The following is a 19,096-nucleotide window of genomic DNA, read 5'->3' as shown; positions in this document are numbered from 1 at the left end:
GGTACACCTCCGCCAGCGCATGCCGTCCGGCCCGAAGCGCAGCCGCCCTCCAGGACACGGGGGGGGAGGGTAGCGAGCGTGGGTTCAAGCTCGTTACACTGCCTTTGCCCTGGGAGAGCGTGGAGGGGGGCCAGCCCATGTCGGTCAGCACGAAGGTCCTGCTGTTCGCGGGTGTGGCCCTGCTGTCGATCTGCACCCTGGGGGGCTCGCTCATCTTCGCCTCGCGGGTGGGCCAGGGCATCCGCGAGCGGCTGATCTCCATCCAAGAGCAGCTCGACAACCTGTCCCTGCTGAAGGACGACTCCTGGCATTACCTCAACGCCATGCGAGAGGCGCGGGAGCAGGGGAAGGACACCGCGAAGGTGCGGCGCGAGTACCAGGCCCTGCTCGAGGAAGAGCGGGTGCGGCTCGAGCAGGGACTCCAGCGAGAGCGGCAGGCCGTGGGCGACGGATGGGAGGGCGAGTGGAAGACCGAGGAGCAGCAGCAGATCTTCCTGGCGCTGCGCCTCTGGATGGACCGGGCCGAACTGCGCCTGCGCGCGGAGCCAGAAGGAGTCCCCGTCTCGGCCAGCGTTCACTGGGGGCTCTACCAGGAATATGAGCGCGAGGTGGGACAGCGCATCTCCGCCATTCATAAGCGGGAGTGGGAGTTGCGGGCCCAGCTGCGCCGCCATTGGAACCACAACGTGCAGCGCGGGTTGACCATCGCGAAGGCCGTCACGATTGGCTGCGGCGTGCTCGTCATCGTGCTGGCCATGGCCATCCTCCTGCCGCTGCGAGGCTCGTTGCGCAAGCTCCGGGGCGCCGCCGAGCGCATCGGTCAGGGGGACTTCGAGGTGGCCGTGCCGACCATGGGGCGGGATGAGCTGGGCATGCTGGCCCATGCCATGAACCGCATGGCCGGCGAGCTGCGCGACACGCTCCAGGAGAAGCAGCGGCTGGTGAAGGCCGAGGCCGAGGCCTCCGAGCGGGAGGCGCGCCGCTACAGCGCCATGTTGGAGGAGACGGTGCGCGCACGGACCTCCGAGCTGGAGACCGCCAACGCCCGCCTGGAGGCGAGCTTTCGGCAGCTCCAGAACACCCAGGAGCTGCTCCTCTTCTCGGACCGGCTCGCGGCGGTGGGCCGGCTCGCGGCCGGTGTGGGGCATGAAATCAACAACCCGCTCTCCTATATGATCAGCAACCTGCGCTTCCTCACCACCGAGCTGTCGCGGATGGGCGATGCCGCGTCTCCCGAGCACCAGGAGCTGATGGAGGCGTTGAGCGGGGTGAGCGAGGGCGCCGAGCGGGTGCGCCTCATCGTCCAGGATCTCCGGATGCTGGCCCGCCCGGATGATCTCGCGCTCGGCCCGGTGGAGCTGGCGTCGGTGGTTCGCAGCGCCTCGCGGTTGGCCGAGCCGGAGGTCCTCCCTCGGGCGCGGATGGTGCTCGACTGTCAGGACGTGCCCTCCATTCGAGGCAATGGGCCGCGGCTGGTGCAGGTGCTGCTCAACCTGCTCATCAACGCGGCGCACTCCATCGAGCCGGGACAGGTCGAGGAGAACGAGATCCGCGTGGTGGTGCGGCTGAATGGGGAGGGGAGCGTCTTCCTGGAGGTGAAGGACACGGGGTGTGGAATTCCTCCGGAGAACCTGGAGCGCATCTTCGATCCCTTCTTCACCACCAAGCCCATTGGCGTGGGTACGGGGCTGGGACTGTCGCTGTGCCGCAGCCTCGTCAACTCCCAGGGGGGCAGCATCCAGGTGGAGAGCCAGGTGGGGCGAGGCACCACCTTCCGCGTCACCCTGGCCGTGGCTTCGTGAAACCGTTCTCGCGGCTGTTCCGTATCCTCCCCCGCGTGCGCTCCTGTCTCGTCCTGCTCCTGCTGCTGTCCGCCTGCCGCCCCGCTACCGGTCCCGGAGGGCACGTCCGCCCAGGGACTCCCGCCTCGGTGGACATCGTCCGCGCCCGGGAGCGGGGCCTGGCGCCCTCCTTCACCTGGGAGGAGTGGGGGCCGGAGGCCTTCGCCCGTGCCAAGCGCGAGGGGCGCTACCTGCTCATCGATGGCGCCGCCGAGTGGTGTCACTGGTGCCACGTCATGGACGAGACGACGTACCGCGACCCCGAGGTGGGCCGGCTCCTGCGCGAGCGCTTCGTGGCCATCCGCGTGGACGTGGATGCGCGGCCGGACTTGTTCGAGCGCTGGGTGGACTACGGCTGGCCCGCCACCATCCTCCTGAACCCCGACGCGGAGGAGGTCGGCAAGTACCGGGGCTATCTCGCTCCGGAACGTTTCCTCGCGCTGCTCCGGAGCGTCGAGGCGCTCTCGCGGGAGCGGCAGGCCGCGGCGCGCTCGCTCTCGGTGGAGGTGGCGGCCACGCCCGCCATGCTGCCGTGGGTTGCCTCCTCCGTGCTCCAGCGGATGGATGACATGTACGACGCGCGCGAGGGGAACTGGGGCGCGTACCGGAAGGCACCGGTGGGAGAGAACCTCGAGTTCGAGGTGCGTCGCGCCGCTCGGGGGGACCGGAGCGCTCGGGAGCGCGTCGTCTTCACCCTGGAGCGCCAGCGCCCCATCCATGATCCGGTGTGGGGCGGCGTCTACCAGTACTCGGCCGCCAACCACTGGAACGAGCAGCACTACGAGAAGCTCATGGTGCAGCAGGCCGCCAACCTGGAGGCCTACGCGCGAGCGTGGGCGCTCACGAAGGAGGCCTCGGTGCTCGCCCAGGCGCGTGGCATCGCCCGGTACATGGAGACCTTCCTGGGCGCGCCGGATGGCACCTTCTATACGAACCAGGACGCCGACGTGGGGGCGCACGATTCGAGCATCCCCTTCGTGGATGGACACGTGTACTACGCGAAGGAGGATGCCGGCCGCCGGGCGCTCGGGATTCCCTGGGTGGACACCCACGTCTACTCCCGCGAGAACGGGCGGGCCATCGCCGCGCTGCTCACGCTCCATGAGGCGACGGGAGAAGGCGAGCCGCTCACGCGGGCGCGCACCGCGGCCGACGTCCTCTTGAGCAGCCATGTGCGAGAGGGCGGCACGGTGTGGCGCGAGGCCTCCCACCGCTCCGGGCCTCGGTACCTCGGGGACGCGGCGGCGCTCGGGCGGGCCCTCGCGTTGCTGGCCCTGCGCACCGGAGAGGCGCGCTACCGCGAGGCCGCCGTGCGGGTGGGGGAGCGGCTCATGAAGGACTTCGCGGCTCCGGACAGCGGTGCGCTCTTCGAGACGACGTTGGACCCAGACGCCGTGGGCGTCTTCGCCCGCCGGGAGCGCCCTTTCGTCCACAACGTGGCGGCGGCGCGCTTCCTCGCCTCGCTTCACGCGCTCACGGGAGACGCGGCGTGGCGGGAGCGGGGGCGTGGGGTGCTCGCGGGTATCTCCACCGCGCGCTTCATCGCCGACCAAGGGCGGATGATCGGCGAGTTCCTCCTGGCCGCCGATGAACTGGGCGTCATTGCCTGGCCGGAGGTGGAGCAGACAGGCAACCTGAGTCCTGGTACCCCCGGTCGGGGGTGACTGTTGTCGCCGGGCATCGCATGGGCACCTTGCACGGGCAGGGGTTCCATCGCGAGGAGCGACACATGGCTCGAATCATGTTCATCGTGGCTTCGGACTTCGAGGATTCGGAGTTCCGCGTTCCGTACGACCAGGTGCAGCAGGCGGGCCACGAGGCGGTCATCGTCGGGGTGGAGGCGGGCAAGAAGCTCAAGGGCAAGAAGGGCAAGGAGACCATCACCGCCGACCGCGCCGCCCAGGAGGTGTCCGCCGACGACTTCGACGCGCTGGTCATTCCGGGCGGCTACTCCCCCGACCACTTGCGGATGGACTCGGACATGGTCGATTTGGTGCGAGCCTTCTTCGAGGCGGACAAGCCCGTCGCCGCCATCTGCCACGCGGGCTGGATGCTCGCCGAGGCGGACATCGTGGACGGGCGCACCGTCACCTCGTGGCCCTCCATCAAGACCGACCTCCTCAACGCCGGCGCCAACTGGGTGGACCGCGAGGTGGTGGAGGACGGCAACCTCATCACTTCTCGCAAGCCGGACGATCTGAAGTCCTTCTGCGCCGCCCTGCTGCGCCAGTTGGACCAGGGCATCGCCCCGCCGCTCTCGGCGGGGGCTGGGATGGCAGAGGAGGAGTCGCCCTCCCTGCACTGAGCCGGGGGGGGAGCGGGCGGGCCGCGAGGGGGTTAGAGAACAGGGCGAATGCCCCGACGACCTCGTTTCCAGCTGCTCGCGGTCCTGCTCGTCACCGCCATCCAGCTTCCCGTGGTGCTGTGGCTCTGCTGGCACACGCGCACCCCGCTGCCCGTGCTGGGAGCGGTGCTGGTGTCCGTGCCGTACCTGCGCCAGCTCCAGAGCCCCTGGCACTCCACGTCTCCCGCGCGGTCCACCTACCTGGCGCTGGGGTGGTGGTCCGCTTGCCTGGTGTTCGACCTGCTCATGGTGCCGGCCGAGCTGGCGGTGCGAGTGGGAGCACCCTGGGGGCTGGCCTGGGGGCTGGCGGGAGTCCTCTCGCTGGGGCTCGGCGCGGATGCCGTCCTCGGGCGGCCGAGGCTTCGCAAGCGGGTGGTGCGGGTGGATGGGCTCCCGGCCGAGCTGGACGGCTACCGCATCGGGCAGATCTCCGATGTGCATTGCGGGCCGTATGTCTCCGAGGAGCGTGTCTCGTCCTGGGTCTCCCGACTCAACGCGCTCGAGGTGGACCTGGTGGCGGTCACCGGCGATTTGATTACCCACGGCTCCTCGCACGTGGAGCCCGTGGCGCGGGCGCTGGGGGGCCTGCGCGCGAAGGATGGCGCGTTCGCCTGCATGGGAAACCACGACTACTTCACCGACGGCGAGCACCTCGTTCGGGCGTTGGAGCGGCAGGGACTGACGGTCCTTCGCAACCGAGGCGTGGTGGTGGAGCGGGGTGGGGCGCGCCTGTATGTCGCCGGCGTGGACGATACGTGGACCTCGCGCCATGACCTGGCTCGGGCGCTCGCGGGCCGGCCGCCGGGGGCTCCCACCGTGTTGCTCGCGCATGATCCGGAGTTGTTTCCCCAGGCGCAGGCCCGCTCCGTGGAGCTGACCCTCTCGGGGCACACCCATGGCGGCCAGCTCGCGGTTCCGGGCGTGCGCCGCCTCTCGCTGGCCCGGTTCATCACCCGTTGGACGGCGGGGCTGTATCGGCATGGGCGCTCGTGGCTCTATGTGAACCGAGGAGTCGGTACCACCGGACCGCCCGCGCGGCTGGGGGCTCCGGCGGAGCTGGCGGTCATCACACTGCGCCGGGCGTGATCACCGTTCTTCGTCCGACATCGAACGCGCCTTTTCACAGCGGGCGCCATCACGGAACTTTAAGGTCTTGCCCTGCTGAACTGGACCGGAGGGCAGAAGAGAGCGGGAGCGGAGGTGCCGCGACGATTGGAGTCAGTGCATCACGCTCGGAGGCGACTAGCCGTGGGGCGTTTGCGCAGGGAGTGGTGGAACACGGTGGCAGAGCAGCGCGAGTGGCTCATGTTCGGGCTGGCTCACGCTGAAATGCCATTTGAAGTCGTCGTAGCCGCGCTCCAGGAATTAGAGCGGCAGTTCGTACGAGAAGCACGAACCCCCGCCGAACGTCTGCACCTCAAGCGGCTGACGGCATTGAATGCCGTGCAAGCGGCGTTCGATCATGAGCGCCCGTGGGAGGATTTTGGCACGTGGCTGCGCAGGATCAGACGGCTGGGCTTCCCGACGCTCTGGGACCGTTTCCACGTCTCGACCCTCTACGTCCAGTCCCTCCCCAGCTTCCGAGAGCAAGCAGAAGACGCCTTCTCCATGCTGGCAGACACGGAGCGCCGGGTCCGGAAGAGGTCCAAGCATCGGCACTCCCGCCAGCAAATGCTCGACGGCATCGATCATGCCCGGCGAGATGCCGCCCGCTACGGCATAGAACCCCCCGGCAAGCGCGAACGGTAGATACCTCGTTGCCGCTGGGATCGATCGAAGAGGTCTAATCTCGCAGCGTCGCGAGGAACGCGAGGATGCGCCGGACGCACTCTTCTGGCTGCTCTAGCGGGAAGAGGTGGGTGGTGCCGGGAAGCTCTTCGGTGCGGACGCCCGGCAGGGTGCGGCGCACGCGTTCCAGGGCCTCCGGGGTGAGCGTGTCCGTGTCGCCTCCGCGCATCACCAGCGCTGGCACCGGCACCGAACGCAGCTTGCGCCAGACGGCGCGCGGCGATGTCTCGAAGATGCGGGCCTCCCAATCCCTGGGAATGGTCAGGCGCAGGCCGCCGCCCGGTGCTTCGGTGAGCCCGTGGGTGATGTAGTCCTGGAAGCACTCGGGATCGAAGCGCTGGAAGAGCGGCTTCTTGCGGTAGCTCGTGGCCGCTTCTTCGCGCGAGTTCCAGGACTCGCGGCGCCGCCGGGCCAGGTTCGCGGGAGGAATCCGACCGCGCAGCCCGAGCACCGTCAGCACGTGGAGCGCCAGCAGGCGCGGGCCCGTGATGAGCACCGGGTCCAACGCCACCACGGCTCGGAAGAGTCGTGGCTCCTTCACCGAGGCGAGCAGGGTGGATACGCCGCCCATGCTGTGGCCCACGCCGATGATGCCCTCCAGGCCCTGGGCGCGCAGGGCGTGGACCAGCTCGTCAGCCATGTCATCCCAGGTCCGCAGGGTTTGCGGATCCGTTCCCGGCACGAGGCAGCGGCTGCGGAGGGTGAAGACTCGGTAGCGTGGCTTCAGCAACTCGATGAGCTTGCGGTAGCTGCCGGGCGGGAATCCGTTGGCGTGGGCGAGGTGCAGCACCGGGCCGGTGCCGCCCCAATCATCCAGTTGCAGGGGGGCGCTCATCTTGCTCCCGCATATCTCGGAGTGTTGCCGGAGTCTTCCTGGACCGACTGACCGGCTGGTACCGGTCATCTGGGACTGACCGGTTGGTACCGGTCAACCGGGACTGGCCGGCTGGTACCGGTCATCTGGGACTGACCGGTTGGTACCGGTCAACCGGGACTGAACGGCTGGTACCGGTCATCTGGGACTGACCGGCACACAGTCCGGCTACGTGGACGGGTGTCCAGGTTCTAGACCGTTCCCACCGTTCAACTGCCCGTCATCACAGGGAGAGCCCTCCGTCCGCCCGTTGGCCCGACTCCTGCTTTGCCCACGCATGTCGCACTCCCGCGGCAACCAACCCCATACGTGTCATGACGAAACTGGAGAACAAGAGCAACCCGAACATCAAAATCACCCTGGAGGAGGTGCATCAGCGCGTCATCCAGTTGGTGGAGCAGGGCCACGCCGACAACTACCAGATTGGCTGGCTCTACAACTACGTGGTGGATCACGAGTTGGCCAAGACAGGAGGCTTCAAGGACGCCGAGGACTTCTTCCAGAATCAGGTGAAGGTGCTCAGTCAGTCCACGCTGACCAGCTACGGCGCCGTCGCGCGTTCGTTCACGGCGGCGGCCTGCGTGAAGCACGGCATGAACAACCTGTACACCCTGCTGTCCTACGAGAAGCTGGCCGGCATCACCGTGGATGGCAACGAGCCGGGCCCCACTCCCATCCTCGTGCCCCAAGAGGATGGCACCGTGGCGCAGAAGGCCTTCGCCGACTGCACCGTGGAGGAGCTCAAGCAGGCGGTGAAGCACAAGCGCACGCCTCCCACGCCCTTGCCCGAGAGCGCCACGGCGCGAGTGATGCTCTACCGCCAGACCCTGGATCAGCACTTCGGCAAGCAGAACCGCATTCGGGTTCGCGCGCGCGAGGAGCGTAGCCAGCTGCTCATCAGCCTCCAGGACATCCCTGAGGCGCAGATGCCCAAGCTCATCGAGGCGTTGATGGACAGCCTCAAGCCGAGCAACGAGGCGGCGTGAGTCCAGCGCCTCAACGCTGGGGGCAATTCCGGTTGAACAAGCCGCCGCCAGTGGGTCCGCCGTACGCGGGCTGGCTGGCGGCGGTTTCTGTTTAACGCTTTCCTGGCGACTTCGGCTGCGAGGTCGCGGGAAGAGGCAGCGCGAGGACCGCGTAGTAGCAGACGCCTTTCCACTCGTGCTCCCGCTCTCTGCAAGGGGGCTTCGACTCTTTCGGCTCTACCCAGCAACCCCCGTTGATCTCCAACTCGTGTTTCTTGCACGGAGGCCGTGCCTGCCCTGGCATGGGCTTCTCCGGCATCTCCAGCGCGAGCACGTCCCAAGTGGATTCGGGCTGCTTCACATGAGCACTGACCGTGAGCGCATCCTTCGCGAGGTCCGAGGTGCTGGCATCCTCCACGCCGCCATCCCGCGTCACTTCCCCCACGGGCTGCTGTCGTGAGGTCCACCATCCACTGACGCAGACGACGGCGACAACGCATGCCGCTAGCCATGCACTCGTGGGCCGCCGCGAAGCGGTTGTTCGAGTAGAGCGCTGGGTGAGGGGGAGGTCCGCCGCGCGCCCCGCTGTCTTCGCTGCCTCCTCGAGCGCCTGCGCCAGCTCCGCCGCGCTGCCTCGCGTAGAGGGCTCCTCGGAGAGCATCCGGCGGATGAGGCCCGCCAGCTCCGGGCAGACCGTCACTACCTCCTCGGGAGGCACCCACCCGGGACTCGGAACGAGCGTGCCACCTACCGCCGCCTCGGGGTCCACGCCGGGTGGCGGATAGCTGCCCGTCACGAGACGGTAGGCCGTTACACCCAGCGCGTACACGTCATCCGCCGGGCCCGGCTCGTAGTGGGCTCCACGCTGGCGCCAATAGAGCCACTGGAAGCGTTGCGCCTCGGGGCTGCGGTACCGAGGGGTGCCAGGAGGCAGCACCTCCCGCGTGAGCGTGGGCGCTCCCTGGAAGTCTCCCGCTCCGAAGTCCAGGAGCCTCGCCCGGTCGTCCTCGGGCCCCACCAGGATGTTGGCTCCCTTCACGTCTCGATGCACGCCGTCCACTCCATGCGTGGCCTCCAGTGCCCGGGCCACCTGGGCCAGCACGCGCAGCACCTGCCGCGAGCTGCGCGTGCGCGCTTGCGCCCAATCATACAGCGGCACGCCCTGTACCCACTCCATGACGATGAACGGGAACAGACCGACGGGGTGAGCCCACAGCCCACGCTCCCGCAGGTGCGGCACGTTCGGGTGATGGCGGAGACGCGTGAGCAGCTCCACCTCGCGCTCGAAGCGCGGATCCACCGGATGCAGGGCCAGCTTCAGGGCACACGGTTCGGCGCCGCTCTCGCCCACGGGCTCGACGCGGTAGACGGCTCCGTAGGCGCCCTTCCCGCGCAGCTCCAGCACCCGCCAGGCTCCGATCTCCACCCCTGGTGGAAGGCAGCCCGGCTCCCACGCCAGAAAGGTCCGCTGTGTTGCCATCAGAGGGCCCTCGTCGAGGAATCTCCGCCCGCGCTCCGTCTCCACCCTACCTCAGAGGTGGTCGGTTGCACACCTTCTCTTCAGGGTGGGAATGCGTCCACACAGGCTCTCGCGATATAAAGAAGCCCTGGCAACACGGAGGCCCCCGCCATGGTGGACACGAACCGACGCACCCTCAGCTCCCGTCCCGTGGGGCGTGTCGGCAGTGGTGCGGACCGCTACGAGAAGGAGTCCCTGGAAGGGGACGCGGCCAGCCCCTTGGCGGCGATGAAGCGCGAGCAGCGCGCCGCGAACGTGATGCCTCCCGTGAGCGGCAAGGGCAGCTTCTCCTCCCGTCTCCAGGAGAAGGCGGACGCGGACAAGCCCCGCAAGCCCTGAACCCCGGCCTCACGCCGCCCGCCTCCACGCGCGGGCGCCCAGCCCCGACCACAGGGGCTCGGCCTTCGGCGCCGGGGTCATTTTGGGCAGCAACCACGTCCACTCCGTCACTTCGCGGCCCTTGAGCAGCAGGTACTCGCTCATCCGCGACTGACCCTTCCGGGCCCGGAGCGTGGCCGTCAACACGCGCAGCAGGGCCCAGGGCAACACGCGCAGCACCCGGGGCGCCGCCGCTCTCTCCTCCACCCGCCCCAGGGCAGGCGCCAGGCGCGCCGAGGCGGCGGCACCGGGCGGATTCGGAGGAAGCTGGGGCAGCCGCGTGAACGTGGCCCGGCTGAGACACTCCACCGTGGCCAGCAGTACCACGCCGCTGATGCCCACCGCCCACAGAACCCGCCGGATGTAACGCCAGAGCTTCATGCCCAGGCTTCAGTGCATCAGCGGGGCCAACCCTCCCGGCCGCCTCCCCGGCCCTCGCCGGGAGGGGGAGGTGCAAGCGGCGGCACAGTTCGATAACAAGTCCGCACGGTGCGAGATCGGGACGGCCATGGCGCTGCAGGCAGGAGAGGGCTCCGGCTCTCCGGCCGGCATTCCCGCGCCCTGGGCCCACGCTCGTGGGCCCTCTCGCTCATCATCGCCGCCGCCCTGGCGCTGCTCGTCGCCACCGCCACTACCAGCTTGCCTTACCTCGTCTCCTCGCCCACCACGGATCCCCACTTCGGCAAGCTCAACCACTGCCTCGCCCTCGCGCTCCCAGGCCCCCGGCTCGGCTGGGCGGTGGCCCCGGATGGCTCCCAGGCCGCCACCTTTGGAGCCCGCGCCGTGGCCCTCTGTGGCGCCCAGAAGTCTCCCACCGTGTTCTCCGCTCCCGGCGCCGTCGCCATCACCTTCGATGGACAGGGCCGGCTCTGGGTGGCCACCCACGAGCAACTGCTCCGCGAGGAGGCGGGCCAGCTCGTACCGGTAGGCGATTTTGCACCCGTGGCCCTGGCGGGGCACTCGGAGGGCGTCATCGCCTTGGATACGGCCGGGCAGATGCTCTCCATCTCCGCGCAGGGGCAGGTGCTCGGGCAGGCCAAGCTCCCGTTCCCCGGGGCGCTGTCCGTGGGCCCGGAGGGCCTGCTGGCGGCCGTGGTGGTGGACGGGGGCCTGATCGCCTACGAGGCGCGCTCCCTGACGCTGCTCCGAGCCGAAGCGCCCTGCCAGGTGGAAGGGTTGTGGTGGCTGGATGCGCCCGAGCGCGTCCTGCTGGCCTGTGAGGGGCAGCAACCCGCACTCTCCGTCGACCTGCGGACGGGACAGAGAGAGGAAGCACCGCGCAGGTGGCGCACCTCTGCCCGTCGGCTCCCCGGCCGGCCGCTCTACGTCCACGGTTGCGAGGGACTTCCTTGCACGGCTCCATCGCCCTGAGGCGTTAGGAGTAGGCCCGGGACGAATGTGGTTGAGTTCTGAACCGTTGACTGGGGCGGCTTCGCTCGACAGTCGACAAGTCCCCGAACTCTTCTAGAAGAAGGCACCCTGGAGTTCGCGCGCCCTTCGCAGGGCGCGGCTTTCACCTTCGCCGAGGTTCATCTCTTGGATTCGAACGACAATTTCCCCTCCGACGGCAAGAAGCGTGGCCCCCGCCGCAAGGCGCAGGCGCCGGAGAGTGGGACGCCGTCGGCGGAGCCGACGGGCACGCGCAACCGCGTCCAGTCCCGCCTGGCCGAGGAGAAGGCCGCCGCCGAGGCGCTCGCGGCCGCCGAAAGTTCCGCGCCCCGGCGCAATGGCAACGGCAACGGCAAGCACCTGCCCGAGGGCTCGAGGGGCCGCGCCACGGCCGCGCGCGGGGGACGTGGCCCGCACCCGTTCAGCCCGTTGCTCTCCGCCCTGCAGGCGGCCGAGTCGGGGGACTTCAGCGTTCGACTCTCCGGCGACTCCGGTGACGGGGTGCTGGATGACATCGCCCACGCCTTCAACGCGCTGGTAGGCCGCAACGCCGCCTTCACGGACGAGATGGTCCGCGTGGAGCGCGTGGTGGGCCGCGAGGGCCGCATGGGCGAGCGCGTCACGCTCGGGGACGTGCGAGGCGGCTGGGCCACCAGCGTCAGCTCCATCAACGCGCTGATCGGCGACCTGGTGCTGCCCACCACGGAAGTGGCCCGCGTGCTCGTCGCGGTGGCCGAAGGTGACCTGACCCAGAAGATGGCCCTCGAAATCGACGGCCAGTCGGTGAAGGGCGAGTTCCTCCGCATCGGTACCACCGTGAACACGATGGTGGATCAGCTCCGCGCCTTCGCCTCGGAAGTGACGCGCGTCGCCAAGGAAGTGGGCAGCGACGGCAAGCTGGGTGGTCAGGCCGATGTGCGCGGCGTTGCCGGTACGTGGAAGGACCTCACGGACAACGTGAACATCATGGCCAGCAACCTCACGGCCCAGGTGCGTAACATCGCCGAGGTGTCCACGGCGGTGGCCCGCGGTGACCTGTCCAAGAAGATTACGGTGGATGCGAAGGGCGAGGTGCTCGAGCTGAAGAACACCATCAACACGATGGTGGATCAGCTCAACTCGTTCGCCGCCGAAGTGACGCGCGTCGCCAAGGAAGTGGGCAGCGACGGCAAGCTGGGCGGTCAGGCCGAGGTGAAGGGCGTTGCCGGTACGTGGAAGGACCTGACCGACAACGTGAACATCATGGCCAGCAACCTCACGGCCCAGGTGCGCAACATCGCCGAGGTGACGACGGCGGTCGCCAAGGGTGACCTGTCCAAGAAGATCACCGTGGACGCCAAGGGCGAGGTGCTGGAGCTGAAGAACACCATCAACACGATGGTGGACCAGCTCAACAGCTTCGCCGCCGAGGTGACCCGCGTCGCCAAGGAAGTGGGCACCGAGGGCAAGCTGGGGGGCCAGGCGGATGTGAAGGGCGTGTCCGGTACGTGGAAGGACCTCACGGACAACGTGAACTTCATGGCCTCCAACCTCACCACCCAGGTGCGCGGCATCGTCAAGGTGGTGACGGCCGTCGCCAACGGGGACCTGAGCCAGAAGCTGCAGGTGCCGTCGCAGGGTGAGATCGCCGCGCTGGGCGCGACGCTCAACAACATGACGGACACCCTCAACGTGTTCGCTCAGCAGGTGACCAGCGTCGCCCGCACGGTGGGCGTGGAGGGCAAGCTGGGCGCCCAGGCGCAGGTGCCCGGCGCCGCCGGTACCTGGAAGGACCTCACGGACAACGTGAACCTGATGGCGAACAACCTCACCGCCCAGGTGCGAAACATCGCCGAGGTGACGACCTCCGTCGCCAAGGGTGACCTGTCCAAGAAGATCACCGTGGACGTGAAGGGCGAGGTGCTGGAGCTGAAGAACACCATCAACACGATGGTGGACCAGCTCAACAGCTTCGCCGCCGAAGTGACCCGCGTCGCCAAGGAAGTGGGTACGGACGGCAAGCTGGGCGGTCAGGCCGAGGTGAAGGGCGTTGCCGGTACGTGGAAGGACCTCACCGACAACGTGAACTTCATGGCCTCCAACCTCACCACGCAGGTGCGCAACATCGCCCTGGTGACGACGGCGGTCGCGAAGGGTGACCTGTCCAAGAAGATCACCGTCGATGCGAAGGGCGAGGTGCTCCAGCTCAAGGACACCATCAACACGATGGTGGACCAGCTGAACTCGTTCGCCGCCGAAGTGACCCGCGTTGCGCGTGAGGTGGGTACGCACGGCAAGCTGGGCGGCCAGGCCGAGGTGAAGGGCGTTGCCGGTACGTGGAAGGACCTGACCGACAACGTGAACATCATGGCCTCCAACCTGACCACTCAGGTGCGAGGCATCGCCAAGGTGGTGACGGCCGTCGCCAACGGTGACCTGACCCAGCGCCTGAAGGTGGACGCCAAGGGCGAGGTGGCCGAGCTGGCCGACACCATCAACGCGATGACGGAGACGCTCTCCATCTTCGCGCAGCAGGTGACCGACGTCGCCCGCACGGTGGGGGTGGAAGGCAAGCTGGGCGCTCAGGCCGTGGTGCCCGGAGTGGCCGGCACGTGGAAGGACCTCACGAACAACGTGAACCTGCTCGCCAACAACCTGACCGACCAGGTTCGTAACATCGCCGAGGTGACGACGGCGGTCGCCAAGGGTGACCTGTCCCGCAAGATTACGGTCGATGCGAAGGGCGAGGTGCTCGAGCTGAAGAACACCATCAACACGATGGTGGACCAGCTCCGCGCGTTCGCCTCCGAAGTGACGCGCGTCGCCAAGGAAGTGGGTACGGAAGGAAAGCTCGGTGGCCAGGCCGTGGTGCCCGGGGTGTCCGGTGTGTGGAAGGACCTCACGGACAACGTGAACTTCATGGCCTCCAACCTCACCACCCAGGTGCGCGGCATCGTCAAAGTCGTGACGGCGGTCGCCAACGGTGACCTGAGCCAGAAGCTGGTGGTGGAAGCCAAGGGTGAGATCGCCGCGCTCGCGGACACCATCAACGCGATGACGCAGACGCTGTCCATCTTCGCCCAGCAGGTGACGGACGTCGCCCGCACGGTGGGTGTGGAGGGCAAGCTGGGCGCCCAGGCCGAGGTGCCGGGCGTCGCCGGTACGTGGAAGGACCTCACGAACAACGTGAACCTGCTCGCCAACAACCTGACGGCGCAGGTGCGAAACATCGCGGAGGTCTCGACGGCGGTCGCGAACGGCGACCTGTCGAAGAAGATCACGGTGGATGCGAAGGGCGAGGTGCTCCAGCTGAAGGACACCATCAATACGATGGTGGATCAGCTGCGCGCCTTCGCCTCGGAAGTGACCCGCGTCGCCAAGGAAGTCGGTACCGAGGGCAAGCTGGGTGGTCAGGCCGACGTGAAGGGCGTGTCGGGCGTCTGGAAGGACCTCACGGACAACGTGAACGCGCTCACGGGCAACCTGACCGACCAGGTGCGAAACATCGCCAAGGTGACGACCGCCGTCGCCAACGGCGACCTGTCCCAGAAGATCACCGTCAGCGTGAAGGGCGAGGTGCTGGAGCTGAAGAACACCATCAACACGATGGTGGACCAGCTGCGCGCGTTCGCCTCGGAAGTGACCCGCGTCGCCAAGGAAGTGGGCACCGAGGGCAAGCTGGGTGGTCAGGCCGACGTGAAGGGTGTGTCCGGTGTTTGGAAGGACCTGACCGACAACGTGAACGTGCTGGCCGGCAACCTGACCGACCAGGTGCGTAACATCGCCAAGGTCACGACGGCCGTCGCCAATGGTGACCTGTCGCAGAAGATCTCGGTCGAGGCTCGCGGCGAAATCCTCGAGCTGAAGAACACCATCAACACGATGGTGGATCAGCTCCGCGCCTTCGCCTCGGAAGTGACGCGCGTCGCCAAGGAAGTGGGTACGGAAGGAAAGCTGGGCGGCCAGGCCGAAGTGCCGGGAGTCGCCGGCACGTGGAAGAACCTCACGGACAACGTGAACTCCATGGCCTCCAACCTGACTGCTCAGGTGCGCAACATCGCCCTCGTCACGACGGCGGTCGCGAATGGCGACCTGTCCAAGAAGATCACCGTGGACGTGAAGGGCGAAATCCTCGAGCTGAAGAACACCATCAACACGATGGTGGACCAGCTGAACTCGTTCGCCTCGGAAGTGACCCGCGTCGCCAAGGAAGTGGGCACCGAAGGAAAGCTGGGCGGTCAGGCCGAGGTGCGTGGCGTCTCCGGTACGTGGAAGGACCTCACGGACAACGTGAACTCCATGGCCCGCAACCTCACCACCCAGGTGCGCGGCATCGTCCGCGTGGTGACGGCGGTCGCCAACGGAGACCTCCGCCAGAAGCTGGTGGTGGACGCCAAGGGCGAGGTCGCCGCGCTCGCGGAGACCATCAACAACATGACCGACACGCTGGGCACCTTCGCCGAGCAGGTGTCCACGGTGGCCCGCGAGGTGGGCGTCGAGGGCAAGCTGGGTGGCCAGGCCCGTGTGCCCGGTGTGGCAGGCACGTGGAAGGACCTCACGGACAACGTGAACTTCATGGCCTCCAACCTCACCACCCAGGTGCGCGGCATCGTCAAGGTGGTGACCGCGGTCGCCAATGGTGACCTCACCCAGAAGCTCATCGTCGACGCGAAGGGCGAGGTGGCCGCGCTCGCGGAGACCATCAACAGCATGACCGACACGCTGGGCACCTTCGCGGAGCAGGTCTCCACGGTGGCCCGCGAGGTGGGTATCGAAGGAAAGCTGGGTGGCCAGGCCCGCGTGCCCGGCGCTCGCGGCACGTGGAGGCAGCTGACCGACAACGTGAACCAGCTGGCCGGCACGCTGACCTCTCAGCTGCGCGCCATCTCGGACGTGGCCACCGCGGTGACGAAGGGCGACCTGACCCGCAGCATCACCGTCAGCGCCGAGGGCGAAGTGGCCGCGCTGAAGGACAACATCAACCAGATGATCTTCAACCTGCGTGAGACGACGCAGAAGAACCAGGAGCAGGACTGGCTGAAGACGAACCTGGCGAAGTTCTCCGGCATGATGCAGGGCCAGAAGAACCTCGAGGCCGTCAGCCGCCTCATCATGAGCGAGCTGACCCCGCTGGTCGGCGCCCACCACGGCGCCTTCTTCCTGGCGGACCAGGAGGGCACCCTGCCGGTGCTCAAGCTCACCAGCACCTACGCCTACCGCGAGCGCAAGAACCTCTCCAACCGCTTCCGGCTGGGCGAGAGCCTCGTGGGCCAGTGCGCCCTGGAGAAGAAGACCATCCTGCTCACCAAGGTGCCCACCGACTACATCACCATCTCGTCGGGCCTGGGTGAGTCCTCGCCGCTCAACATCATCGTCCTCCCCGTGTTGTTCGAGGGTGAAATCAAGGCGGTCATCGAGCTGGCCAGCTTCCACCCGTTCAGCGCCATCCATCAGATCTTCCTGGACCAGCTCACCGAGAGCATCGGCGTGGTCCTGAACATGATCATGGCGAACATGCGCACCGAGGAGCTGCTGCTCCAGTCGCAGAGCCTGACGCAGGAGCTGCAGAGCCAGTCCAAGGAGCTCACCCAGCAGCAGGAGGAGCTCAAGCGCACCAACACCGAGCTGGAGGCCCAGGCGCTCGAGCTGGAAGAGAAAGCCAAGCAGCTCGAGGAGCAGAACACCCGCGTCGAGGAGAAGAACAGCGAGGTGGAGCTCGCGCGCGCCAGCCTGGAGGAGAAGGCCGAGCAGCTCACCATCATCTCCAAGTACAAGAGCGAGTTCTTGGCCAACATGAGCCACGAGCTGCGCACCCCGCTCAACAGCCTGCTCATCCTCGCCAAGCTGCTCTCGGACAACAAGGAGGGCAACCTCAGCGGCAAGCAGGTGGAGTACGCCAACACCATCTACTCGAGCGGTGGCGACCTGCTCACCCTCATCAACGAGATCCTCGACCTGTCCAAGGTGGAGGCCGGGAAGATGGCGGTGGAGCCGCGCGACATCTTCCTCAACGAGCTCAACCAGTTCGTGGACCGCAGCTTCCGTCCGGTGGCCGACCAGAAGAACCTGCAGTTCAACGTGGAGCTGGCGCAGGGCGCGCCGCGCAGCATCCGCACGGATCCGCAGCGGCTGCAGCAGGTGCTCAAGAACCTGCTCTCCAACGCGTTCAAGTTCACCGACGCGGGCAGCGTGAAGCTGGTGGTGAAGACGGCGGAGAAGAACGTGCGGCTCGAGCACGAGGTGCTGCGCAAGTCCAAGCGTGTCATCGCCTTCGCGGTGACGGACACGGGCATTGGCATCCCCAAGGACAAGCAGAAGCTCATCTTCGAGGCGTTCCAGCAGGCCGACGGCTCCACCGCGCGCAAGTACGGTGGCACCGGCCTGGGTCTGTCCATCTCCCGCGAGATTGCCAAGCTGCTGGGTGGCGAAATCCACGTGGACAGCGAGCCGGGCAAGGGCAGTACCTTCACCCTGTACCTGCCGCCCGAGTACGTGGGCCCGGACGATGACGCCGCGCCGCCCTCGACTCCGCCCACGTCGCCCATTCTGCCCACGCCCTCCACGCCGACGCCGACGCCGGGGCGTTCCGCCGAGTCCCCCTCGGGCTCACCGGTGAGCTACACCCCAGCGCCGGTGGCCGACAACGCGCACGTGCTGGACGCCGCGCTGCCTCCGCCCATGGAGACGCTCATGGCGCCGGTCACCATCGACGATGACCGGGAGCACATCCGCGAGGGTGACCGCGTCCTGCTCATCATCGAGGACGACCTGAAGTTCGCTCGCATCATGATGCAGATGGCGCGAGAGAAGGGCTTCAAGGTGCTGGTGGCCAGCCGCGGCGACAGCGGCCTGTCCATGGCCAACGAGTACCTGCCCCACGCCATCACCCTGGACATCCAACTGCCCGTGGTGGACGGCTGGAGCGTCATGGAGCGGCTCAAGCGCAACCCGCGCACGCGCCACATCCCCGTGCATGTCATCAGCGTCATGGACAAGCACCAGGGCAACACCCAGGGCGCCTTCGGCTACCTCACCAAGCCCGTGAGCAAGGAGGGCCTGGAGCACGTCTTCGGTCAGCTCGCGCGCTTCCTGGAGCGCAAGGAGCGCCGGCTGCTCGTCATCGAGGATGACGACGTGCAGCGCCAGAGCCTGGAGAAGCTGTTGGGCGAGGGCGATGACGTGCAGGTGACGGCGGTGGGCACGGGCCAGGAGGCCCTGAGCAAGCTGGAGGAGTCCGAGTACGACTGCCTCGTCATCGACCTGCTGCTGCCCGACATGGACGGCAGCAAGCTGGTGGAGGAGGTGAAGACCCAGGCGCGCTTCCGCGACCTGCCCATCGTCGTCTACACGGGCAAGGAGCTGAGCCAGAAGGACGAGGCGCGGCTGCGGCGTTACACCGGCAGTGTCATCCTCAAGAGCGGGCCCAAGAGCCCGGACCAGCTGTTGGGCGACACGGCGCTGTTCCTCCACCGCCTGGACCAGAACCTGCCGCCGCGCGCGCGCCAGGCGCTGGCCCAGCGCCACAGCTCGGAGGACTCGGAGCTGGCGGGCAAGAAGGTGCTCGTCGTCGATGACGACATGCGCAACATCTTCGCCCTCACCAGCGTTCTGGAGAACCAGGGCCTCAAGGTCAGCTTCGCCGAGAACGGCCGCGCCGCCATCGAGTCGCTGCGCCGGGACCCCGAGGTGGACGTGGTGCTGATGGACATCATGATGCCGGAGATGGATGGCTACGAGACGATGCGCGCCATCCGACAGGACCTCCAGCTCTCACGGCTGCCCATCATCGCCGTCACCGCCAAGGCGCTGAAGGACGACCGGGAGAAGTGCATGGCCGCGGGTGCCAGCGACTACCTTCCCAAGCCGGTGGATACCGACAAGCTCATTGAACTCATCCGTCTCTGGGTGAACGCCTGAGTTGGATAGCACACGGCTCTCTGCCCCCCCGGCTTCTGTCCGGCGGGCAGAGGGCCTAGCCTTCCCTCCTGCCACACCCCCGGGGCACCCCGCTTGCTCAGC

Annotated in this window: 12 protein-coding genes; 9 read left to right on the top strand and 3 right to left on the bottom strand. The window is 67.7% G+C overall.

The annotated features are described in order from the left end of the window. The first annotated feature begins 137 nt into the window (after window positions 1-137). The 5 genes from SYV04_RS15185 to SYV04_RS15165 all read left to right on the top strand — a co-directional run bounded on the left by SYV04_RS15185 (window position 138) and on the right by SYV04_RS15165 (window position 5,934). Complete coding sequence (locus SYV04_RS15185; protein ID WP_321546469.1) at window positions 138-1,802, top strand: sensor histidine kinase; 1,665 nt, start codon at window positions 138-140, stop codon at window positions 1,800-1,802. Beyond that, a complete protein-coding gene (locus tag SYV04_RS15180; protein WP_321546468.1) occupies window positions 1,799-3,505 on the top strand; it encodes a DUF255 domain-containing protein in 1,707 nt (568 codons plus the stop codon). The genes SYV04_RS15185 and SYV04_RS15180 overlap by 4 nt, the downstream gene beginning before the upstream one ends. 65 nt (window positions 3,506-3,570) lie before the next feature. Next, window positions 3,571-4,146 (top strand): type 1 glutamine amidotransferase domain-containing protein, encoded by a 576-nt coding sequence (locus SYV04_RS15175; RefSeq protein ID WP_321546467.1) that lies wholly within the window; start codon window positions 3,571-3,573, stop codon window positions 4,144-4,146. 48 nt (window positions 4,147-4,194) lie between these two features. After that, window positions 4,195-5,271 (top strand): metallophosphoesterase, encoded by a 1,077-nt coding sequence (locus SYV04_RS15170; protein ID WP_321546466.1) that lies wholly within the window; start codon window positions 4,195-4,197, stop codon window positions 5,269-5,271. A 195-nt stretch (window positions 5,272-5,466) separates the two neighbouring features. Next, on the top strand, window positions 5,467-5,934 hold the full coding sequence (locus SYV04_RS15165) for a hypothetical protein (protein WP_321546465.1): 468 nt from the start codon (window positions 5,467-5,469) through the stop codon (window positions 5,932-5,934). Window positions 5,935-5,968: 34 nt separating this feature from the next. On the opposite strand, the gene SYV04_RS15160 is transcribed toward SYV04_RS15165, so the two are convergent. Then, entirely contained in the window at window positions 5,969-6,808 is an 840-nt protein-coding gene (locus SYV04_RS15160; RefSeq protein ID WP_321546464.1) for an alpha/beta fold hydrolase, read from the bottom strand. A gap of 353 nt (window positions 6,809-7,161) precedes the next feature. On the opposite strand from SYV04_RS15160, the gene SYV04_RS15155 reads away from it, so the two are divergent. After that, entirely contained in the window at window positions 7,162-7,833 is a 672-nt protein-coding gene (locus SYV04_RS15155) for a hypothetical protein (RefSeq protein WP_321546463.1), read from the top strand. A 91-nt stretch (window positions 7,834-7,924) separates the two neighbouring features. Here the strand turns inward: SYV04_RS15155 and SYV04_RS15150 are convergent, their stop codons facing one another. Next, entirely contained in the window at window positions 7,925-9,292 is a 1,368-nt protein-coding gene (locus tag SYV04_RS15150) for a serine/threonine-protein kinase (protein WP_321546462.1), read from the bottom strand. A gap of 150 nt (window positions 9,293-9,442) precedes the next feature. Here SYV04_RS15150 and SYV04_RS15145 point away from each other — a divergent pair, with 150 nt between their 5' ends. Continuing rightward, window positions 9,443-9,670 (top strand): hypothetical protein, encoded by a 228-nt coding sequence (locus SYV04_RS15145; protein ID WP_321546461.1) that lies wholly within the window; start codon window positions 9,443-9,445, stop codon window positions 9,668-9,670. A 9-nt stretch (window positions 9,671-9,679) separates the two neighbouring features. Here the strand turns inward: SYV04_RS15145 and SYV04_RS15140 are convergent, their stop codons facing one another. After that, window positions 9,680-10,090 carry a hypothetical protein gene (locus tag SYV04_RS15140; protein ID WP_321546460.1) on the bottom strand — a complete coding sequence of 137 codons (411 nt, stop codon included), beginning with the start codon at window positions 10,088-10,090 and terminating at the stop codon, window positions 9,680-9,682. A gap of 108 nt (window positions 10,091-10,198) precedes the next feature. On the opposite strand from SYV04_RS15140, the gene SYV04_RS15135 reads away from it, so the two are divergent. Continuing rightward, complete coding sequence (locus SYV04_RS15135) at window positions 10,199-11,080, top strand: hypothetical protein (protein ID WP_321546459.1); 882 nt, start codon at window positions 10,199-10,201, stop codon at window positions 11,078-11,080. A 624-nt stretch (window positions 11,081-11,704) separates the two neighbouring features. After that, entirely contained in the window at window positions 11,705-18,994 is a 7,290-nt protein-coding gene (locus SYV04_RS15130; protein ID WP_479691442.1) for a HAMP domain-containing protein, read from the top strand. Window positions 18,995-19,096: the final 102 nt, after the last annotated feature.

Source organism: Hyalangium ruber (assembly GCF_034259325.1).
In the GTDB taxonomy this organism is placed as follows: domain Bacteria; phylum Myxococcota; class Myxococcia; order Myxococcales; family Myxococcaceae; genus Hyalangium_A; species Hyalangium_A rubrum.
Note: the sequence above shows the minus strand (reverse complement) of the source record. Positions and strands in the feature narration are given on the sequence as shown.

What these genes read in the sequence shown, in the direction of transcription:
- SYV04_RS15170 (WP_321546466.1), top strand. Translation starts at nt 4,195, where the DNA reads ATGCCCCGACGACCTCGTTTCCAGCTGCTCGCGGTCCTGCTCGTCACC.
- SYV04_RS15155 (WP_321546463.1), top strand. Translation starts at nt 7,162, where the DNA reads ATGACGAAACTGGAGAACAAGAGCAACCCGAACATCAAAATCACCCTG.
- SYV04_RS15175 (WP_321546467.1), top strand. Translation starts at nt 3,571, where the DNA reads ATGGCTCGAATCATGTTCATCGTGGCTTCGGACTTCGAGGATTCGGAG.
- SYV04_RS15185 (WP_321546469.1), top strand. Translation starts at nt 138, where the DNA reads ATGTCGGTCAGCACGAAGGTCCTGCTGTTCGCGGGTGTGGCCCTGCTG.
- SYV04_RS15150 (WP_321546462.1), bottom strand. Translation starts at nt 9,292, where the DNA reads ATGGCAACACAGCGGACCTTTCTGGCGTGGGAGCCGGGCTGCCTTCCA.
- SYV04_RS15130 (WP_479691442.1), top strand. Translation starts at nt 11,705, where the DNA reads ATGGGCGAGCGCGTCACGCTCGGGGACGTGCGAGGCGGCTGGGCCACC.
- SYV04_RS15145 (WP_321546461.1), top strand. Translation starts at nt 9,443, where the DNA reads ATGGTGGACACGAACCGACGCACCCTCAGCTCCCGTCCCGTGGGGCGT.
- SYV04_RS15140 (WP_321546460.1), bottom strand. Translation starts at nt 10,090, where the DNA reads ATGAAGCTCTGGCGTTACATCCGGCGGGTTCTGTGGGCGGTGGGCATC.
- SYV04_RS15160 (WP_321546464.1), bottom strand. Translation starts at nt 6,808, where the DNA reads ATGAGCGCCCCCCTGCAACTGGATGATTGGGGCGGCACCGGCCCGGTG.